This is a genomic window from Saccharicrinis sp. GN24d3 (assembly GCF_052400645.1).
Classification (GTDB): domain Bacteria; phylum Bacteroidota; class Bacteroidia; order Bacteroidales; family Marinilabiliaceae; genus Saccharicrinis.
Genome location: NZ_JBQTGI010000022.1, coordinates 20,076 through 42,660 on the forward strand (window position 1 = coordinate 20,076; position 22,585 = coordinate 42,660).

Consider the following 22,585-nt stretch of genomic DNA (forward strand, 5'->3'; position numbering starts at 1 on the left):
ATAATCTGCTTATTTATTGTTTAACTTATAAACCCTGATGTAATCGATATAAGTTGTTCTATCTTCTTTGCTTGCTGTAGCTACCTTGCTTCCTTTTTCCGGAATTGGATTCCAATCGTACGCTTCAATTGAAAACTGTAAAAACAAGTCATTATCGAATAGAATAGGCGGAGTTAAGGTGTACACATATTCCCCATCCAGGTAAAACATAAGTTCCGTTGCACTTTTCCAATAGAAGCCATAGGTGTAAAAACGCTCCGAATTTTTGGTTGGTGGCGTCATTTTAGCCTGGTCACGTTTCGACTCATTACATTCGGTTTTTCGGTGAATGGCATTGGAGTGCATAATCTGATCCCAATCATAAGCCCATTTATGCGTTTTCTCAGTGAGTTGTCCTACCGATTCAGTAATATCTATTTCTGTTTTATCTCCACAAGTACCTGAATGACACAACCAAAACCCACCACCCATTTCGGTTTTGTTCATCTTCATTCGGTATTCGTAATAATGGCCAATAGAAGATGTAACAAATGAACGTAAGATACCTCCATGATAAAGATAAGTAATGGGTTTTGCATACGAATTATCTATCACAGGTTCGGATAATTTGCCAACTTCAATAGTTAAGTATCCATTACCGATACCGAAACTCCCTTTCTGAAAGAGTGCCGGTGAACGCCCCTTCCAATTCAAATCAGGATGACCGTCAGGACCTAAATTCCATTTCTTTTCATCAATTTCGGAACCGTTAAACTCATCGCTTAAAGCATCTACTTTTTCCCATTTTTTGCCTGGCACTTTAGGCTGAGCAGAAAGTGCAGCACATAGAAACCAAAACAGCGATGCCATTACTAAACCTCTCATATTAAATATTATCTATTGATTTTAAATACAAAAGCATGTTCGCACGGTTTTGTATCAGGAAGCTGAATTTCCAAAGCATTCTTTTTTTGTTCCCAATTTAATTTTCCTTCGTGCCCAATTAACTCCACATCTTTTATCGGGGTATTAAATAGTGTTGCACTTAATGTTTTAATTGGAAGAACACCTGATTCGGGCCATCCCATGGCAATGGCATATAATTGACCATCACGCATTGTAAAACGAATATCCTCATCGCTAAAACCATCAAACTTTTGGTCGGCTAAATGCCCTGTAAGTGTTTCTGTTGGTCCTTCACCATATTTTATCCATGGACGACTTTCGTAAATAGCTTCTCCATTTAACTTTAACCATTTACCCATTTCACGAAGCGCCAGCTTTTGGTCTTCAGGAATACTGCCATCAGGATGAGGAGCAATATTTAGCAATAAACATCCATTTTTACTTACGATATCAACCAGGTCGTCAATTAAGCGGTTGGTTGAATACAATTTAATATCCGTAGCCCAGCTCCATGTTTTCTGCGAAATGGAATTATCGGTTAACCATGGTTCAGGATAAATCTCTGGCATACGCGAGCGCTCTAAATCCACGGTTCCTGTTCCTAAGGGAAAGTCAGGGCGTTTGAAGGTTAAAACAAATTCCTGCTCTTTTTTAGCTGCATTGTTGTATGCATAGGCCATCATTTGGCGACGTACATCTTCCGAAAGAATCTGAATACGGTTATCGAACCAAAGTAAATCAGGATTGTAGTTATCCACTACTTCTTTTACTTTTTCTAACCAAACATGCTCAAACTCTTCGCTTGGCATTGGGTCTACGTTGTAATATCCTTTTGCACCTTTTACTTTCCAGGCCGATTCCGGGAGTTTTTCGCCATAAAGCGAACCTTCTTCGGGATCGTTGTAACAATCCGTACCTTCCATCCAGGTTGGGAACCATCCCCATAACCAGGAATGATGCAGGCTAACGACGTATTTCATTCCACGCTTGCGGATTGCTTTCTCCATTTCGGCCACCACATCACGTTTGGGTCCCATGTCTACCGAGTTCCAAGGATTTATTTCTGAATCCCATAAAGAAAAACCATCAGCGTGCTCCCCTGCCGGACCTGCAAACTGAGCCCCCGCTTCTACAAATAAATCTGCCCACTCTTCGGCATTAAACTTTTCGGCAGTAAACATGGGGATGAAATCCTTGTAGCCAAACTCATCTAATGCGCCATATTCTTTCAAATGGAACTTATGACTACCACTCCAACTTTTGTACATATTGGTTCCGTACCAGTCGGTATGACCAGGACTTTGTGGTACCGAATAAACGCCCCAGTGAGTATAAATACCAAACTTAGCATCCTGAAACCAGGTAGGGCATTCGTATTGTTTTAACGATTCCCAGGTAGGTTCGAAATGTTTGGCTTGTTGAGTTGTTTGGCTTTCTATAGAATTACATGAACTCAATATTAAAGCTGCAGTAACTAAAATAATTAAATCTTTCATTGTGTTTGTATTTTTTTAGATTGAGACAGGGCATGCCCTGTCTCAACGCATGCCCTGTCTTTATCTTGCAAACTCCTTTACAACCGGCATTTCCTCATCTGCCTGTTTTACGCCTCTTGTTCCATTTAATCCCTCAAAGTATCTGAAGTAATTGTGCGGACCGTATTTCTCTTTTTTATCAATAGCCTCTTGTCCAATCTCTCTTAATCGTGGTAAGTCCACCTTCTCATCACCTACCAGTAACAAATAGTCATTTACGGATACTACTTCACCAGATTTGTCACGCATCTCTAATTCAACAAAGAATTTATCGCCCAATTTGCCTGGTACTTTACAGTTAACTGTAGCATATTCTTTAGAGCTGTCTCCATTGATATTTCCAATATTAATAGTTTCTCTACTTACCTCTTTTTTGTTGTTATCAAGGAATACGACATCAACTTTACATGCTTTAAATTCTTTGTAGAAATCGTTAACTACCCATATTTTACCTTCGAACTGTTCACCCGGCAACCATCGACGTCTGTCGTGCTGAAGCGAAACTAATAAAGGCTGGAAAGCATTTTTTACGTAGCTGTACGAAATTTTAGGTTGTTGGTAGTAATCTACAATTCCCCATTTCATATCTGGTGCAAAGGTGATGTAGTGACAAATACAAATGGCACTCGACTTTGGTTTTCTTCTTCGATAGTACTCTAGTCCATACTGAAAAATAACACCCTGCGCGATTTGAGTTGCATCAACAAATTCTTGCATACTACCTGTACATTGAGAACCAACAATTTCAAAGTTAAGCGTTCTGAACGTATCAAAGTCAGTCCAGTGATGTCCCCAACTTGGTCCCGGAGGCCAAAGTTCGTCTTCTGGGATAAACTTTTTAATGCTTTCAACATTAGGACACGATGAGATGGCTAACTCAGCCACAGCAGCATAATCCTGCTTATTAAAGAATTGCTCTGTATTTCTTCTTCCTTCGCTATAAAATAAACCATTGGCGTGAATACTCTCTTTGGGTTTAAACCCTAACTCTTTACCAATATGGTCGCTTAATGGCGAAACAGGCACATAATGCAAGTTGGAGTATGGCTTAACCACCTCACCCAACTCTTTCATTAAATTCAGGTTATGCACGGGATCAGAAGCTGTCATCAATATTTCTTCTCCACCTTCTAAAATCACCATACAAGGGTTATTGCGCAAGTCCTTCACCACAGAGATAGCTTCAGAGAAAATCGCATTTTTAAACTCCTCTGTTTTCGGCAACGACAAACTTGCAATAGGAAGAATATCCTGCCAAACAGTGATACCTTGTCTGTTGCAAAGCTCATAGAAATATGGAATTTCAGTTGGGTGCCATCCGAAGATACGCAAGTTGTTCATATTACCTTCTTTGGCCAATCTGATTAACTCTTCGTACTTTTCGTTAGAAGCACGTCCGAAAAAAATATCTGGTGGTCCACCCCAGGTACCCGAACGCATAAAGTGGCGCTTACCGTTAATCATCACTGTCCATGGATTTTCAACCTCATCTTTGGTATAACCAGGGTTCATCTCCATTTTAATTTCGCGAATACCAAAAAGTTTAGAATCGGTATGAAGTTCTTTATCTTGGCTGCCTTTTAAAGAAACATTCGCTAAATATAAATTCTGGTCTCCTAAATCCCAAGGATACCAAAGTTTAGCATCAGGCACATGAATTTTAGTTTTAATCTCGTTTATACCAGGGGCTAATGTCTGTTTGATGGTAGTGGTGTACGATTTAGATTTGAAGTTTTCACCTTGAACATCAATCTCAATATCCACTGTTTTTTCTGTTTTACCTGGGTTTTCAACTTCAAGTTGGATATCTAAATCGGCGGAGTTCTTTTTCCCCAGCGTAGTTTGAACGTAGATATCATTCACCTTAGCATCTTCGTAAGCTTCCAATCTTACAGGCTTCCAAATTCCCGTAGGAACAAGATCCACCCAATAATCGCCATGCCATGCTGGCTTTCTACCTGCTACCTGGCTATATCTCCTGGGAGCAGGGTGCAGTCGTACTGCTAAAATATTTCTACCACGGCGCTTCTGCTCATAGCTTATGAGGTCAGTAATCTCAAAAGAGAAAGAGGTAAACATACCTTCATGAGAACCTAATAGTTCTCCGTTTAGAAATACATCGCAAGCATAGTCTACCCCGTCAAAAGTTATTTCAACATTTTTGCCTTCCATTTCTTTAGGCACGTTGAAGATCCTTAAGTACCACCATTCATATTCATTAACCCATTTTGCTTTGGTACTGTTTCTCCCGAAGTGCGGGTCATCAATACGACCTATTCGCCAAAGGTCGGAAAATACATCACCCGGAACATGAGCTGGAGCCCAGTTAAGCGCATCTCCCATATGGTCGTAACTAATTTCCGGGAATCCCTCTTCCAATCCTCTTCCTGGAAGCGTTCCCTGAATTTTCCATAAGTGCCCGCTAAGGTCATAGGTTAGTGGATTGGCATTCTGTGCGCCGTAGTCTTGCACATCTTGCCTAAAATAGTCGTTCGCATAATCTTTATCCTTTTGTGCGACTGATAAAGTACACACAGAATACAACAAAGATATTAGCACCAGTATGTTAATATTCTTTTGTTTCATTTTATATAGATTTTATTTTACTGATTTCTTGATAAACAATATTTACTATTAAGTTCCATATTTTTATAACCAGGCAAGGGATTTATCCCGTGTTAATTTCTAGATTATATAACACCAATTTATTCTACCTACTCAAAAACTCAATTCGTCTTCCAATCCAATCACTTTTGTATTTATCACCTTCAGCTGTTTTTAGCAATGCCTCGGCATCAAACTTAAATTGTAAATCGGGATTCAGTGTTTCCAGTAAGGTTGCCGAGTTTAGTATTAGCAATATTTCTAATGGATTCTGGTTTCCTTTTAACAAACTCTCGAACGCAGAAACGGGATTATCTCCATTTATCAAAGCCAAACTTTCTGCAGCTCTCATCCTGACAAGATTTTCTGCATCATTATCCAACATCTTTTTGATTTGTGGAACAAAGGCTTCGGCTTCCTTGTCAAACGCACTGCAAACGATAATTCCCCAATAACGTTTCCAGGGATTTGCAGACTTCAATGCTTTTTTAATTCCGCTTTTCGCTTTTTTGTATGGCAGCAACTGTAAATCGGCAATGGCTATTAATTCTTCAATATCAGCTTTATGCGCTAAACCAAACTTAACAGGGTTTGACCCAGCTTCTTTTTCAAGATAAGGTTCAGGATAAAAACTTAGGTCAGGTAATGATTGTACCTTATCCAACAATAAAGTCCTCATTTCTTTAAGCTTTTCTGCATAAACAGGTTCATTTGCCAGGTTATTGATCTCGTGCGGATCTGTTTCAATATTGTATAATGCTTCGGGTGCACGTTTTTCAAAAAACGCTTTTTGTACGTCATTCAATTTTCCCGCATCGTAAAGTGCTCTCCACTCTTTATATCCAATTTGCTTATAGCGATAATCATTAAACAAACCATCCATATTAAAAGGCTGGTAGCTTCTCATATACTTATACTTTCCTTTGCGATAGCTACGTACTAAATCATATTTCTCGTCAAAGCGATCGGCATGCCCAAAAGTTTCTTCTCTTTTGTTGAGTTCATCTAATGATACTCCTTTTCCCAGGAAAGGCTTTCCGTCCATTTGCTCAGGTACTTTGATGCCTGCAAGGTTTAATACTGTCGGAGCAAAATCAACAAAACTCACAAATCCATCCACTCTTGAACCAATTTGAGCCGGAAAAAGATGTTTCCATTTTTCTGGAATGTAAACGACAAACGGAACCTGTAAACCGCTTTCGTAGATATATCCTTTTGAGCGAGGGAGAGTACCGCCATGGTCGCCATAATAAAAGATGATGGTTTTATCCATCAAACCATCGTCTTCCAATTGCTTTAATAATTTCCCAATTCGCTGATCATCATCCCTGTGCTTGTCGTAATAATGTGCATACGATTTTTTGAATGCAGGTGTATTAGGATGATATGGATATAGCTGAACCGAATTTGGCTTTGTAATTAAAGTTGCTTCATCACGATCGTCCAGCAGTTTGTGCATTCTGCTCTCGTGCGTATCGTGCAAACTCCAAACCTGAAAAAATGGCTGACCTGGTTTTCTGTTTTTGTAAGTGGCTTTCCTGGAACTTTCGTCCCAAATATTGCTTACTTTAAAATTGTAATCCTCTTTATGGCAGTTGGCAGTATAATAGCCTGCTTCTTTAAAGTATTCAGGATAAGTTTTTGAACCTTCAGGTATAGGCACAGCAAATGCATGACGATGAAACTGGCTTCCAACACGTGGAGCATAACAGCCGCTTAACAGCGTGCTTCGTGCTACAGAACAAACGGCTCCATTGGAGAAAGCATTGTTAAACACAATACCATGATCGGCAAGTTTCTCCACATTGGGCATGGGTACACCGTTTTCGGCATCGTATAATCTTAACCAACGTGCCGAATTATCTTCGGTAGTTATCCAAACAATGTTGGGACGTTCCTGAGCGAATGAGACTCTTATTCCCAAAAATAAAATTACAGTATATAAAAAAATGGTTCGTAACATATTAGGTTGTTTTACTATCACATTATGAAAAATCATTAAAACTCTTTTGTCCGATAGAACTTCCCTGCCTGTTGGCAGACAGGCGACGCAAATTCACTGCGCATATCTAATTAGTTTGGTGATGCGTTGGTTTGATTTATAATCCCTCCAGGCATATTTACATCCTTATTATTTTGTCAGGTCTGGAACGGTACTGTACACAAGGCATTCATCCAGACCCGTTGCGTAACTCCTCAAAATAGAACACAGTTTTTAGAGCTCACTACTCGTTATCTTTAAGTTTCTGTGTCTGTTCTTTAATGCGTTGTTTCTGCTTTCCATTTAAACCATGTTTAAATAGATACTCCAAACCGTAGTTATAATAATGGTTTTTCATGTCCTGGTCATCAACATCCTGGCTTAAGTCACAATCGAAGCGAACCAAACAAGTGTGATTCCAGTTTCCGTCGGCATTAATAACATGTGAAATACCCCAGGTAATTCCTCTCCCATCTTTGGTGTCTGTAAAAGCATCCGGCACATAAGGCCCTGCTGCTACAGGCAACATTTCTGTGATAGAAGCAATTTCAAAATTCACCCAATCTTTGGCATATTGAATGGTATTATGCTCCTGTCCATCACGTTGTATAATGGCAGCCACACCTTCGCGGAATGGGAACAAAGTAGTTTCGTGACCTGAGTTAATTACTGGGTTTAAAGGATGTTTCTCGAAAGGTCCCAGTGGGTCTTCGGCAATGGCCAAACCTTGCATACGTATCTTAGAAGGTTTAAATTCTTTACGTTTATCGAAGTCGCCTTTGTAATACAAGTATATTTTACCATCATGAACCAATGGATATGGATCATGAATAGAATATTGATCCCACGAACCTTCAGGTCCGTTTGGAATGACGATTTTACCAGTATGATGCCATGGTCCGTCCGGAGAATCAGCCCAGGCTACAGAAACCGGACAGAAATCTCCACGCAAACCGCTGGCTTCCATAAAAGCCTGGAAATATAGATAGTACTTACCCTTGAATTTTAAAATATCCGTTGTGGTTACCGAACGCCAACCCGGTTCTGGCTTTGGAGGACGAGGAACGGCAATACCCTGCTCCTCCCAGGTAAAACCATCTTCGGAGGTGGCATACCAAATATCCGATAAATCCCAATCTGCTGATGGAATCACGTCAGTAGCTTCTTTTGCCCTTGACATTCCTACTGGTCTTACCGGCGATTTTCGTCCGGTGTACCAAACGTAGTATTTACCGTTTTCGAAGATTACTTTTGATGGATCGCGGCGAGTAATGGTTCCATCACCGCCATTATAATCAAAACCCTTTAGCTTGGTGTATTTAAATTGCGTGTAAAGTTCTGAAGCCTCAGGACGAATATGTTCATATGCCTCATAGTTTCTTTTCACAGCTGCACTTAACGGACGGTCTGGTTTCTCATCTGGAATAAAGAAAGGGAATTCTTCATTACCTTTTGCTTCCTCAGTTTTTGGAGCTGTTTCGCTTGTTTGCTTTTGTTGGCAAGAAAATAGCACCAGACTAATTATCAAACCATATAAGACTTTCTTCATATCTATTAAATATTTAATTTTACTCCTTTTAAAGATTGGATATTACTTTAATTCAAAGGCTAAAGCCTTTATTTTTTTATATAATTAGGCTCGGGATTTATCCCGTGTAATTTAACCATGAAATTAATCGGCCTTAGCCAATATATATATTTGGGTTAAAACACATTAATCTTCAATATTTTCTCTCCGGGTTAAAACCCGGAGCTATTTATATTCTCACGTTCATACAGTAATTTTTTTTCAACCTAATCATCCTTCAATTTCATTAGATACACTTGTCGGCTTCCTGTGTGTGTTGAGTTAAATCCAACCATATCTCCTTTGGGACTGCACCTGCAATGGATATCGCATCTCCATCCCGACTTAAATTCTTTGGGTTGGATAAACCTTGCAATTGGCATTACTATTTCAGTATCCATATCCATCAAATATATTTTCTGCTCCCTGTTTTTTAAAGGATAGGTATCGGTAATCATCCATTTGCCATCGGGCGAAAAAGTGCCGTGACCATCGTAATCTAAAAGTCCCTTTCCTAATCTCTTATAATCGTTCTGTCCCACAGTGTACAAGATATGAGCATGTTGTTTTCCTTCATATTTTGCAGTTATCATCAGCTCATCATCATTTAACCAATCAAAATGAGAACCACCCCAACCATCCGGGAAAGATCGTTTCATGTCACTACCATCTATATTACAAGTTAATGCTGTTGTTTTCCAACTTGGAGACGTCCTGGCTAACCAGAAGATCTTATCCCCGTTTCTGCTTACCAATGTATGGTTAAAGTACACTAAATCATCTTCATTAAATTTATGAATAATATCTTTTACATCGTCTATGGTAACTATCAGTTTTGAATTCCCTGTTTCTAAATCAACCAAAAATAAACCATCGTTATCAGGTAATTGCACATCTTTCCGAGGATCTTGCCCTTCCCCTCCGTAGCCATAATCTTTGCGAGTAATGCTTAGGTTAGAAAAGTTAATACTGATTGCCTCTTTTCCATGGGGAGATACAGCACTGATAGGTCTGTCTATTACTTTAACCTCTTCTTTTGTATGTACATTTAAAATGATAGATACATACTTACTTTCTCTTAAATCGTTGTATATAATTAATGAATCAGGCGAAGTTGCCAACCAATGTGCCATGCACCCTTGTTGAAAGTTCCAGGCTCTGGTTTTAGCAATAGGTTTAAATTCTTTGGTTTCAATATTGACCAATCCCAAAACAGCTTCATCATTTTCATCTGGAATACGGTCATTGATATCAGTTTCTAGAACGGTAACATATTTTTGATTATGGCTGAATGAATTGATACCATAATAACTGGCAAAAAGATGCTCCTTGCCATTTTTAGTAATTTGAATGGGTTTGCTAATTTTTGGGAAAGAGACAGAAGTATACTTCTCTGCTTTATTAGAAAATCCTCCCACATACAAATAATCAGTTCCAGGTGTCCAGGCAAAACCAGTTGGAGTCCAATTAACACCAGGAAGCCAATATTCACCGCCAAACTCATAAGCTCCTAAATCAGGCGCATTACCTTTATATCCGTCCGTTATCCCTTTAATGATCTGTCCCTTGTCGATGGCTGGAGACTCAATATTAGGCATGAAATTCGCATTTTCCTTTGATATAAATGGTGGCGTAGAGAATTGCTCATTGTTTTGAAAATCATTATCAGCCTCATCACCTATATATTCCTTTTCGTCAACACGGTATTTTTTACCATCACCAGAATGCCACCATGGACGAACATCAGATAAATTATTATATAGAATATTGTCTTTTACATTGGTCTGCTTCCCATTTCTTTTAGGTACCCAACAATCAATCATCGCCTGACCATGTGGTCCAACATTCCAGAATGTATTGTTGTAAATTTCATTCTCTAAAGCATTCCAATTAAAATGCAAACCTCCCCATTCAACATCCCAAACCACATTATGATGTACTTTATACCCTGCCGAATTATTATCCAGATAGATTCCCGTAGCTTTTTTGCCTGCATGTTTATCGGCATAGGCATCGTTAAACCAGTTGTGGTGCAATTCAATATTTCTAGGTACACTATTTCCTGTAACATAAAACAATCCGCCATCAGCTCCTGAAATCAAGCACTTTTGAACATGGTTGTACCCAAACTCACTATCATCACCCGAAACTTTAGCGCCATCGCGGGCAGAACCATAAAATGAGTTGCGGATTATTTTATTACGTGCCCCCATGCTGTTAACAAGATGGGCATGTATTCCAATGGTATTAAAGTACTGCACAATACAATTCTCAACACGATTATCTTCTGCACCTCGACTTAAATATAATCCATTTACCGAACCATTTTCCAGCACACACTTTTCTACCACATTATGATGCCCTGATAGTATCTGGATAGCCGCATCGCTTACTGCAGCTCCATTCAAGTTTGTTACGAGTCTTTCGGCCCCATGCTTAACCATACAATTGGTCACTTGATTATAGCTACCTGCTAGCGTAACCATTCCTCCAAAAAAGTTCAATCCATTAAGGTGGATATAATTTGATTTGATATCTGCTGTGTATGTACGTACAGCTATTTCTACCAAGGCATTATCAGGCTTTTTATCATCGGGAGCATAAAAGTAAAGCGCTCTGTTTTTTTCGTCGTAATACCATTCGTTAGGAGCATCCAATGCTTCCAACTTATTCATCAAATAAAAGATTCCTCTATGTCCGTTCTCAAACCTTTGGGGACTATGCGTTGTTCCGAAAGGCCATTTGTCGGGTAAAGTTTCAAAGTGAATTCTATTTAGATTACTCTCGTAGTTAGTAATGGTACGTTCCCAGCTACAACCACTATGCGCTCCCAAATAATGAATGATGCCTCCGGTCCAATCAATATTAGGTATTTCATTGTTGCTGATATACGACATGGACCAGGTTCCTTTAGTCATATCAATATATTTGGCATCTAAGGAATATTCATTGTTGTCAGAATCATTCGGCCAACGGGCAATTTGCATTTTTTGATGATTATAGTACACATTTTTGCCATCTCCTAAAGACATTGTTACATTGGATGCTTTATATATATTCCCGTCGTGTTTTTTCCATCCACTTACTGGTTCTGTTGCAGATATAATTACAATATCGTCCTCAAAATTGGTATATACGATAGGTTTGTTAGCGGCACCTGAGTTTTTAGGGCTGATATTTTCGTGGTAGGTTCCTGCATGAATGTAGCACACATCACCCTTTTTCATCACTTCGGATGCTTGAGCTATTGTTTTAAAAGGATTTGCTGCACTACCATCTTCTTTTGATGTTGAATTACAATCCACGTGGTACTCTTTAGCATTGACGCTGCAGAGTACTGAAATAAAAAATATAAATAATAAAGCCTTCATTATTTGGTTAGTTTATCGTTTTCTTTTTTGATTCGTTCTCTTTGTGCTTTGCTCAGTTTTAACTTGTAATAGATTTCCGGATCCCAAAGATTATTGAATCCTTTCATTTCAGGATCATGCACATCTAAACTTAAATCACAATCGAATCTAGCCAGTTCTGAATACCATTTGCCATCTACACCTTTTACATTACGAAAGTGACATATTCCCCAGGTGATGCCTCTTCCATCTCCATTGTCAGCGAAAGCATCAGGAATATAAGCGTTACAACCAATGGGCATCATTTCAGTAATAGAGGCAATTTCAAAGTTTACCCAATCCTCGGCATATTGAACCGTAAAATGTTCGTTACCATCTCTAATAACTAAGGATGCTAAACCTTTTTTGAATGGGAAGAAACAAATTTCGTGACCTGAGTTTTGAACCGGATTGAGTGGATGTTTTACAAATGGACCAAGTGGATCTTTAGATGTGGCTAATCCAATGGCACTCCATTTTCCTTTATAACCTTTACGCGAATCTATTGGTCGGTTAAAATCTACCTTATAATATATATAAACCTCTCCATTGTGAACGAGTGGTGTAGGTGCCTGCACCGTAAATTCATCCCATGCACCCATGGGGCCGTTAGGTATAATAATTTCATTATAGTGCCTCCACGGTCCATCTGGATAATCAGCATAAGAAACGGCTATATTACAGTCGTCCCCTTTGGTTCCACTAGGCTCCGTAAAAGCCTGGTAGTATAAATAAAATTTACCTTTAAACTTTAGGATATCGGGAGTAGCAACCGATCTGTAACCAGCTTGTAGCTTGGGCGGACGTGTTGCTGCAACACCTTGCTCTTCCCAGGTAAAACCATCCTCTGAAGTTGCGTACCAAATTTCTGCTAAATCCCAGTCCGTAGAAGGAATCTCATCAGTTGCTTTCTTTGCACCTTGAGGACGGGTTATGGTGTGACGCTTGGTGTACCACACGTAGTATTTACCATTCTCACGTATAACTTTAGAAGGATCACGACGAGTTATGGTTCCATCGCCACCATTGTAATCAAAACCTTTAAGTTTAGTGTACTTAAACTGACTATATAATTCATTTTCCGCAGGTAATTTTCCAGGCCATTTATTCACGCTGCGTTCCATGGCTGCGCTTAACTCACGACCTTCTTCAAGATCCGAGATGAAGTATGGAAACGGCTCGTGTTGAACAGTTTCCTTTTCCGTTTTTTGTTGGCAAGAAAGTAGTAGGGTACTTGCTACGAATATGTATATATTATTTTTCATCATATAGATTTCTCTGCTGAAAACGAAGGTTATGCTTATACCCTTCTAACCATTTCCGATGCAAAGTCTCTTTGTGTTTTTAAAAAACTTTGTGATGCATCGGTTTTATTTGGACTATCACCCGGAGTTATAACCCCGGACTATTAATGTTAAACCCCACTGGGGTTTTATCCACTTCTTTTATCTATCTACTCTTATTAATCCCCATCCCTCCGCCTACTGCGGAGTACTTCCCCTTAGTCTCAAGACTAAAGGGAAGAACCTGATTTACATTATTTACTAATGCCTACTGACCATTGACTATTCCGAAACTGCAAATCACGGCCTACTGTTGACTGCCTACTGAGTACTAATTTCAGAATTCAAACGTTAAGTCAATAATAATAGGCTTATCATCGTTTCCAAAAATCATTTCTTCATTACTTGTAGGTCCCTGTTCACCAATTTCCTTAAATTTTGAACCAATTGGAGGTACGTTTGTAACAAATGAAATATCACCAACAGGCCACTGGTGAACTGCAGAACCTTTCAGTGCATCCTCAGGTTGCTCTGGCGTAAGCATTCTTAAGAAAGTAAACTTGCTACGACAATACACGTTAAATCCATTGTTGTTATTACCACGTACTTGCGCCCAATATAAGCTGGAAAAATAACCTTTAAACTCTGGATAAACCCAACCTGATTTTCCAGTTACTGTATTGTTATAATCATTCTCCCATACTTTCAATTGCGTTCCTTTCATACGGTTACGCCAAACCCTGTAAGGTCCGTCTCCTAACCATTTCATACCAGCAACTTCTTTTTCAGGGAATGAGAAAGTGATTCCGTAAAAATCCTTGGTTTTACGTGTTCCTTTTATGCTTACCTTCAAATCAACTAAACCATTGGCATGAACTGTCCATTTAATGAAGTCTTGGCTATATTCCGGTGTTTCCTCCCAATCCCAATGCAGCCTCTTTTTCTCATTCAGCGCAAAAATTTCCACTTTGTCTTTCGATACCGAATAATACACTGTATCCAGTTTTGACTTGTTGCCTAACATGATTGGCCCATTTGCTAAAGGAATGGTTACGCCATTTTTTATAACTTTTTCTAAAAGACCTGTTTTTGAAGAAAAGGAAAAGTTTAATTCTTTTGTTGATACCTCAATTTTAGAATTGACTGTTTTGGCTGTTACTTCACCACTACCTTTATAATTTACTTTGTCTTTATTATAACTAGCCGGTAGCTTAACAGGATACGACCATGTGAAAATTTCCATTCCATGAGCATCTGTAGCCGTTAGATAAAGCGCATCGGCATTTTGCCAGTTATCTGGTAAGTCCACCTTAAAAGAACCTCTCTGACCAGGCTCTATAGCAGGTAAGTTAACCATACTTTCATTCATTACTTTTTCTGTAGCAGAACCAGAAGGACCATCGAATTTCACCCATTGGGCTTTCATCGAACATGCATTCAATTTGGTATAATGGTAACGGTTCTCAACATTGAATACCCCATTGAAACTTTCTCTGATATATCTGTCGTAAATGAAAATAGGCGACCAAACTTCTTTAATCGTAAAATAACTACCTTCCTTTTCGCCATAAGGTCCAACTATACCATCAGGAGCGTGGTTTCCATCCACATCAATTTCTCCGTTTTTGTCTGTTCTTACGACTCCTTCATCGGCAAAATCCCATAAAAAGCCTCCGGCTGATAAAGGCATATTCCACATTACTTTCCAGTACTCATCCAACCCGGCACCATGTCCGCCATCATAAAGGCCATGCATAAACTCAGTAGGAAACGATACTTTATCTTTTGCATATCCATCATAAGCTAAACCATGGTGAGGCAAATAATGAAATGTATTGGTTTTATCGTATATACCCCAAGGATGAATCACCTCGCGTTTTTGAATGTCCCATTTGGCATATTCGCCGTCTAACTCTGGATTCCATCCTGTTTCGTTACCATTATCCCAAATTACAATACTGGGGTGGTTCACATCACGAATGACGGTCTCTTTAACAATCTTTTTACCCACCTCGGTATCCAGGTATGGAACGTGCCAGGTACATATTTCATCCAGCACAAACAAACCTAATGAGTCACAAACATCTAAAAAGTGAACATCAGGAGGATAGTGCGACATACGAACTGCGTTCATATTCATGTCTTTCATCATTTTAACATGCTCAATGCTTAATGCTTTTGATGTAGTACGACCTGATTCCGGGTGAAAGCTGTGGCGGTTTACGCCTTTGAATTTTATCTTCACTCCATTTACGTAAATTCCATCACTTTCTCTTATCTCAACAGTGCGGAAACCGATACGTTGTGAGATGGTATGAAGCTCATTCCCATTTTTGTCGTTCAATCTAATTTGAAGTTGATAAAGATTTGGACTTTCTGGATTCCAGGTAAGAATATCTTTAGCTTTAGCTGAAACTGAAATTTTATCATCAACTTTTACCGTTTCGAGATTATTGAGTCCCTGTACAACTTTACCGTTCAAATCAAGAAGTGTTGCTGAGGCACTTTCAGCTTTTTTAGATTTGATAAAAACATCTGCCGTAATATCTCCGCTAGCCTTTGCATCAATAGCTACTCGGTTTATATGTTCTTTAGGTAATACTTCAAGATAAACCGGGCGATAGATACCTCCAAAAATCCAGAAATCAGTATTACGCTCTGCTGAGTTGATGGACTCATTTGCAGACCATTTATCTACCTTCACTTCCAATACATTTTCCTTACCAAATTTCAGTAAATTACTGATGTTATATTTAAACTCATAGAAAGCACCCTGATGGATCGCTCCTGCCAATTTACCGTTGACTTTTACCTCACAATCGGTCATTACACCTTCAAAAACAATCTTCACCGCCTTATTTTTCCAATCGGCAGGGACATTGAATTTATGCATATACAGACCGTGTTCTTTATGATATGCCTTTTTGGCTTTATAATCACGTCCGTAATTGTAGTTTCCAAAACCTTGCAATTCCCAGCATGAAGGAACCCCTATTTTTGCCCATTCACCACTGTTCATTCCTTCAGAACAATAGAAATTCCAATCTACGGTATTGTCCTTGTCTGTGCCAGAGAGGTATTGGATTTGGGTTTTAGTTTGTGCTTGTAATACCACAGGATTACTGAATAGTATAGTCGCAAATAGGATAATTGTAGATAAAATTTTTTTCATCATATTTTGTTTGAGACATAAGTATTGCTTATGCCAGTTGTTTTTTTTATACTATACAAACATCAGCTCTCCTACTTAATAAGGAGGAGTACGGTGAGCTACGAATCGGGAGGTGGTTTAGACTTCAGAAGTTCTTTACTCAAAAGGCTTAAAAACCACCTCCCCTCTCCTACGTCGAGGTACTCCTCCTTTGAAAGGAGGAGAGCTGATTCACGTGACGCTAAATCTTATTTAAAACTCAAATGTTAGGTCAAGAACTATAGGCTCATCATCGTTTCCAAAATAGTGTTCTTTGTTACCATGCGGTCCTGTGCTTTCTGGATACTGAAATTTTGTTCCTATACCTGGTATATTCATCACAAAAGAAATATCTCCCTGAGGGAATTTTGGTATTACCTTATCTCTCTTGTTATCTGATGGTGAATCAGGCGTAAGCATTCGTAAATAAGTATGAGGTGTGTGACAATACACTGTAAACCCATTGTCGTTATTACCTTTTACCTTGGACCAATAAAGACTTGAGAAAAATCCTTTAAATTCAGGATAAACAAAACCCGATTCTCCGGTAATAGTATTGTTATAGTCATTTTCCCAAACCTGGAATCTTGTTCCTTTTGTCCTGTTACGCCACACACGATAAGGACCATCTCCCAACCATTTCATGCCTGATACCTCAGATTCCGGGAATGAGAAGGTAATACCTCTGAACCCTTTTAAATTTCTAAACCCTTTAAATTCAACTTTCAAATCCAATAATCCATTGGCATGCACTGTCCATTTAATGATGTCAGAACGCTTTTCCTTGATGGTTGACCAAGCCGGCATCCATTTCTTTTCTTCAAAAACCACAAGAATTTCGGTTTTACCATCCAGCTCTTTAACCGTTAAGTCAATTATTTTATCATTCTGATTCAGGATGATTGGGCCATTATTTAATGGGATTACTTTGTCGCCCCTTTTTACCTCTTTTAATAAACCAGTTTCTTCTGAGAACAAATAAGTCATTTTGTTTGCCTCAACTTTGATGGTTTTATCTTTAGTTTCTGTTTTTACTTCTCCATTGCCAGCATAATCAATCTTCGGAATATTTACTTCTTTTGATGTAGAGACAGGATATGACCAGGTAAATATTTCTTTACCCTCTGCATCCAATGCCGTTAAATGCAAAGCATCCGCCGACTTCCAGTTATTCGGTTTATCTACCGTAAATTTTCCTTTTGCCAGAGGATTTAAATTAGGCAGTTGAACTTTACCTTCTGAGATCACCTTATAATTATTCTTGTCTTCAGGCCCGTTAAATGTAACCCATTTGGCAGTCATCGAACATTTTTCAAGATTAGTATAGTGGTAGCGGTTTTCTAATCTAAAAATACCATTAAAATCGTCTCTGATAAATCGGTCTTCAATATAAATTGGCGACCAAATTTCTTTAATGGTAAAGTAACTGGCTTCTTTTTCGCCGTATGGCCCTACGATACCGTCAGCCGCTTTATTTCCCTGTAAGTCAATCTCATTGTTTCTATCGGTACGCTCTACACCCTCATCCGCAAAATCCCAAAGAAATCCACCGGCGCTTAAAGGTAAGTTCCACATCACATTCCAATAATCATCTAGTCCGGCGCCATGGCCACCATCGTATAAGCCGTGTAAAAATTCTGTTGGGAAAAGGATTTTATCCTTAGTATAGGCATCATTAATCAATGAATGATAATGGCTATAATGAATGGTATTTGTTTTTTTGTAGATACTCCATGGGTGAATCACCTCCCGATGTTGAACATCCCATAAGGCATAATCGTCATCCACTTCGGGATTCCATCCTTGTTCGTTTCCATTGGCCCAAAGCAAAACTGAAGGGTGATTTACATCGCGAACTACCGTTTCTTTTACAATTTTACGGGCTACTTCTGTATCCAACATAGGGTTGTGCCAGGTACATATTTCATTAATCACAAATAGACCTAAAGAGTCACAAACATCTAAAAAGTGAACATCAGGTGGGTAATGTGCCATACGAACCGCATTCATGTTCATGTCTTTTATCTGCTCTGCCTGCTCAATACTCCATGCCTTTGAAGTGGTACGTCCTGATGCAGGATGAAAGGAATGACGATTAACCCCTTTAAATTTGATACGCTCACCATTTACATAAATCCCGTCGCCCTCTAATACTTCCACTGTACGGAAACCGATTCGTTGATTTACCTGATGCAAAACACTTCCTTTTTCATCCAATAAATCGAATTGTAAAGTATATAAATTAGGTTGCTCCGGATTCCAGGTAAGAATATTACTTGCCTGTGCTGAAACTGTCCATTTGCCCTCGGTTTTTGTTAGCTTGTCTACTATTAAATCTTCAACTTTATTTCCTTTAATATCCAAAAGTGCCAATGCTATATGACTTGCTTTTTTAACATCAACAAAAACATCTGCTGTTATTTTACCGTCAGCTTTCGCATCCACGGCAAGTCGGTCAATATTTTCTTTAGGAGAAACCGTTAAATATACCGGACGGTATATACCTCCAAAAATCCAAAAGTCAGCAACACGTTCTGCATGATTAATGGATTCATTGGCTGATACTTTATTCACCTTAACCTCGAGTAAATTATCTGCACCATATTTTAACAACTTGGTAATTGTATATTTGAATTCGTAAAACGCTCCCTGATGAATCTCGCCAGCCAACTTGCCATTAATTTTCACTTGGGCATCGGTCATCACCCCTTCAAAAACAATTTTGATGTCTTTATTTTTCCATCCCTTAGGAACTGAAAATTTGTGTCTGTACAAACCGTATTCTTCAGCACGACCTTCTTCATCATCGCTACCGTAGTTATAAGCCCCAAAACCTTCTTGCTCCCAACACGAAGGAACTCCGATTTTTGTCCAAGCTCCACTTTTGCGTCCTTGTGAACAAAAGAAATCCCACTCTACCAAGTTGTCTTTATCTGTTCCTGATAAATATTGAACCTCGGTTTTACTTTGGGCAGATAATTCTATTGGAATAATCAGTTGAATGATCATCAACAAAAATCCTACTGCAGCACAAATTTTATTCATCTTTTATAATAATTTAGATTTTCATATTAAGGAATGCATTTGTCATGCTTAATTCTTTATGAAAATACACTTAAATAAATAAAATGATTACCTTTAACGTCGCTTTAACGGTAGCTATAACGGTTGTTAACGGGATCGTATCACACACTATATCAACAACCTAAATCAATTAACATTTTTTATCGTTTTGGCTATACAAAAGTTACCATTTATATGCTTTCGAAAGAAAAAAAAGAGGAAATAACCGGGAAAATTCTTAAAAGCGAAACATTTAAGAACGCTCCAACCAGCATTGCCATTTTAAGATATTTGGTACAGGCCAATATTGAAGAACGCGATTTAAAGGAAGGCATAATTGACATTGAATTTTTTGGTGGAAAATCCGATATCGACAAAAGTAACCCAAGGGTAAGAGTCAACATTTATAACCTTAGAAACAAGCTGAGTAAATATTATAATTCGGAAGGTGTTAATGATTTATGGCAAATAAAAATTGACAAAGGACAATACGATCTTAGATTTGAAAAGAATAATAAAAACATTAAAAAAACAACAAAAAGGAAATATAAACAGGCACTTCCATACACGTTACTGGCTTTTACAATTTGCACTTTTTTAGTTTTGCAACTACCTCATTCTCCGCCATCTATTTGGAAAGGTTTCTTTAAAAACAAACATGCAACCAATTTATTTATTGGCGATGCCTTTGGGTATGGAGGAATTACTATTTCAGGCTTAAGGGGATGGACAAGAGACTTTAGTATAAATAGCCTGGATGAATATTATGATATGCTGGAAGAAAAACCCGAATTAAAACTAACAACCAGCCCAACTGACTACTTTTACTCAACTCGTATGGCTGAAAACGCCACACATGATTTAGCACGTTTTTTCACAAAATGGAATAAAGATTTTGAGATTAAATACGCTACCCAAACCTCCTTCGCTGACATAAAAAAAGGAAATACCATATACGCTGGACGATTGAAAGATGAAAAAAACTTCATTTATCTTTTTAATGAAGCAAATCCACATTTTAAGATCGAGGGCAGAACGTTAAATTTCTCTAATCATCCAACTATTAAAGACACTTCGCTGACGATAGGCTCGTTTGAAACAGAATTGGATTACACGGTCGTTTCAAGGATGCCTGGCCCCAATGATACCGAACAGTTCTTGTTCTTCTCGGACCACGACATAGGTGTTATGGCAACAGTAGAGTTTTTTACGAATAAAGATTCCTTAAAGTCTTTCACTAAAAAACATTTAGAAGACAAACCTTATTTTACAGCAATATTTAAGGCCAAAGGAAAGGAAAGGATTAATTTGAATTTGGAAACGATAATGGTAGTACCGTTTTAGTTAGTTATTATTAGTCAATAGTTTAATTAAGATACAATCTGCATAAAAAAAATTTTTACACCATTATTAATCTTGAACGCATAACCTCTAATACAAATAGAAACTTTAATTAATATTCTACTATTTGAAATGCGAAATAATACCATTAAAACCAAAAAGACACCAGGCATAAATTGGTGTCTTTTTCATTTATTGATTAATTGTGTGCGTGCTTACTCCAATTCTGGATTTACCTGATACTGCTCCCTTAACTTCGTCAACTCTTGCTTCATGTCAGCAATTAAAGGTTTCATTTCCGGGTTATTGTAAAGGTTTTTCATTTCTGAAGGATCTTTTTCAAGATCGTACAATTCAAACTCTTCTCCATTTGGAACATCCTGACCATAGAAACGAATTAACTTATGCTTTTTAGTTACTACACCTTCGTGCCTGCGAACTTTATGGGCACCTGGGTATTCGTAATAATGGTAGTATAGAGACTTCCTCCACTTCTTAGGACTTTTTCCCTTTAGCAGAGGAACTAGACTTTCCCCCTGCATATCCTCGGGAATGTCCGCTTTTGCAATATCGAGGAATGTTTCAGCAAAATCTATATTCTGTACCAAATCTGTATTTACACTTCCTGCTTTAATTACCCCCGGCCATTTAGCGATGAGTGGGGTCCGGAATACCTCTTCATACATCAAACGTTTATCGAACCAACCGTGCTCTCCCATAAAGAATCCTTGGTCAGATGAATACATCACGATTGTATTATCTTCCAATCCGTTATCCTTTAACCATTGCATGATGCTACCAATACTTTTATCGACACTCCAGATACAACGGAGATAATCCTTCATATACGTTTGATATTTCCACTTTTCAAGGGCCTTACCTTTGGGAGGATTGTTTTTGAATAAATCAAAACGTTTTTTAAAACGTTCATCATTCGCATACATCTTTCCATTAGCTTTAAGATCACGATCCAGATTCATATCATCCATAATCTCCAACTCCTGATCTACGACGGCATTTACTTTGGTAACGTATTGATCAAACAAGTTTTCCGGCTCAGGAATTTCGATATCCTCGTACTTACTCATATATTTTTTATCAGGATCCCAGTTACGGTGTGGTGCTTTATGATGAACCATCAACATAAAAGGCTCATCTTTCTTACGACCATTATCTAACCAATTAACTGCTCTTTCGGTTATAACTTCGGTCACATACCTTCCTTTATAATTGGTTTTACCATCCTCTGTAATAAATTCCGGATTATAATATTTTCCTTGTCCCGGCAGCACTTCCCAATAGTCAAAACCTTGCATGGCGCCATCCAAATGGATTTTTCCGATCATCGCTGTTTGATATCCATTATCCTGAAGAATTTTTTGAAACTGTTGCTGATCATGATTAAAAGGATGGCGTTTGGTATTGGATAACTTCCCGTTCATATGGCTCATTTTACCTGTTAAAAGGGCAGCTCGGCTTGGCGCACAAATTGAATTCTCCACATAACATTTATCAAAGCGCATTCCTTGCGCCGCCAACTTATCCAAATTTGGTGTTGGATTCAAACCCTGTAATCGCCCGCCATAGGCGCCAATAGTTTGATACGAATGGTCATCGGAGAAAATCCAGATGATGTTTGGTTTTTGTTTGGCCAATACCGTCATGGGTACTAGTAGCATAACCAGCCAAAGTAGATTTTTTGTTTTCATGTATTATTTAGTTTAGACTTACAATATTTTAAAACCAA

The 22,585-nt window shown here is 38.4% G+C and carries 11 protein-coding genes; 1 reads left to right on the forward strand and 10 read right to left on the reverse strand.

Annotated elements, in window-relative coordinates; translation table 11 throughout:
* Positions 1 to 9: 9 nt before the first annotated feature.
* The 9 genes from ACT29I_RS20920 to ACT29I_RS20960 all read right to left on the reverse strand — a co-directional run bounded on the left by ACT29I_RS20920 (position 10) and on the right by ACT29I_RS20960 (position 19,479).
* The gene (locus tag ACT29I_RS20920; RefSeq protein ID WP_430933695.1) at positions 10 to 864 is read right to left on the reverse strand and encodes a hypothetical protein; all 855 of its coding nucleotides are present in this window, start codon (positions 862 to 864) and stop codon (positions 10 to 12) included.
* Between the two features lie 8 nt (positions 865 to 872).
* Positions 873 to 2,381, reverse strand: coding sequence for an alpha-L-fucosidase (locus tag ACT29I_RS20925; protein WP_430933696.1), 1,509 nt, complete (start codon positions 2,379 to 2,381; stop codon positions 873 to 875).
* Positions 2,382 to 2,441: 60 nt separating this feature from the next.
* A complete protein-coding gene (locus tag ACT29I_RS20930) occupies positions 2,442 to 5,006 on the reverse strand; it encodes a glycoside hydrolase family 2 protein (protein ID WP_430933697.1) in 2,565 nt (854 codons plus the stop codon).
* 124 nt (positions 5,007 to 5,130) lie between these two features.
* Positions 5,131 to 6,987, reverse strand: a complete 1,857-nt coding sequence (locus ACT29I_RS20935; protein ID WP_430933698.1) for a sulfatase-like hydrolase/transferase — start codon at positions 6,985 to 6,987, stop codon at positions 5,131 to 5,133.
* A gap of 262 nt (positions 6,988 to 7,249) precedes the next feature.
* Complete coding sequence (locus tag ACT29I_RS20940) at positions 7,250 to 8,554, reverse strand: glycoside hydrolase family 117 protein (RefSeq protein ID WP_430933699.1); 1,305 nt, start codon at positions 8,552 to 8,554, stop codon at positions 7,250 to 7,252.
* Positions 8,555 to 8,799: 245 nt separating this feature from the next.
* Entirely contained in the window at positions 8,800 to 11,943 is a 3,144-nt protein-coding gene (locus ACT29I_RS20945) for a right-handed parallel beta-helix repeat-containing protein (RefSeq protein ID WP_444794328.1), read from the reverse strand.
* On the reverse strand, positions 11,943 to 13,229 hold the full coding sequence (locus tag ACT29I_RS20950) for a glycoside hydrolase family 117 protein (RefSeq protein ID WP_444794329.1): 1,287 nt from the start codon (positions 13,227 to 13,229) through the stop codon (positions 11,943 to 11,945). The genes ACT29I_RS20945 and ACT29I_RS20950 overlap by 1 nt, the downstream gene beginning before the upstream one ends.
* A 352-nt stretch (positions 13,230 to 13,581) precedes the next feature.
* Positions 13,582 to 16,419 (reverse strand): glycoside hydrolase family 2 protein, encoded by a 2,838-nt coding sequence (locus tag ACT29I_RS20955; RefSeq protein WP_430933702.1) that lies wholly within the window; start codon positions 16,417 to 16,419, stop codon positions 13,582 to 13,584.
* Positions 16,420 to 16,647: 228 nt separating this feature from the next.
* Positions 16,648 to 19,479, reverse strand: a complete 2,832-nt coding sequence (locus tag ACT29I_RS20960) for a glycoside hydrolase family 2 protein (RefSeq protein ID WP_444794330.1) — start codon at positions 19,477 to 19,479, stop codon at positions 16,648 to 16,650.
* Positions 19,480 to 19,692: 213 nt separating this feature from the next.
* On the opposite strand from ACT29I_RS20960, the gene ACT29I_RS20965 reads away from it, so the two are divergent.
* Positions 19,693 to 20,841, forward strand: coding sequence for a hypothetical protein (locus tag ACT29I_RS20965; RefSeq protein ID WP_444794331.1), 1,149 nt, complete (start codon positions 19,693 to 19,695; stop codon positions 20,839 to 20,841).
* 212 nt (positions 20,842 to 21,053) lie between these two features.
* Here the strand turns inward: ACT29I_RS20965 and ACT29I_RS20970 are convergent, their stop codons facing one another.
* Positions 21,054 to 22,547: a sulfatase family protein gene (locus ACT29I_RS20970; RefSeq protein WP_430933705.1), complete on the reverse strand. Its 1,494-nt coding sequence runs from the start codon at positions 22,545 to 22,547 to the stop codon at positions 21,054 to 21,056.
* Positions 22,548 to 22,585 lie beyond the last annotated feature (38 nt).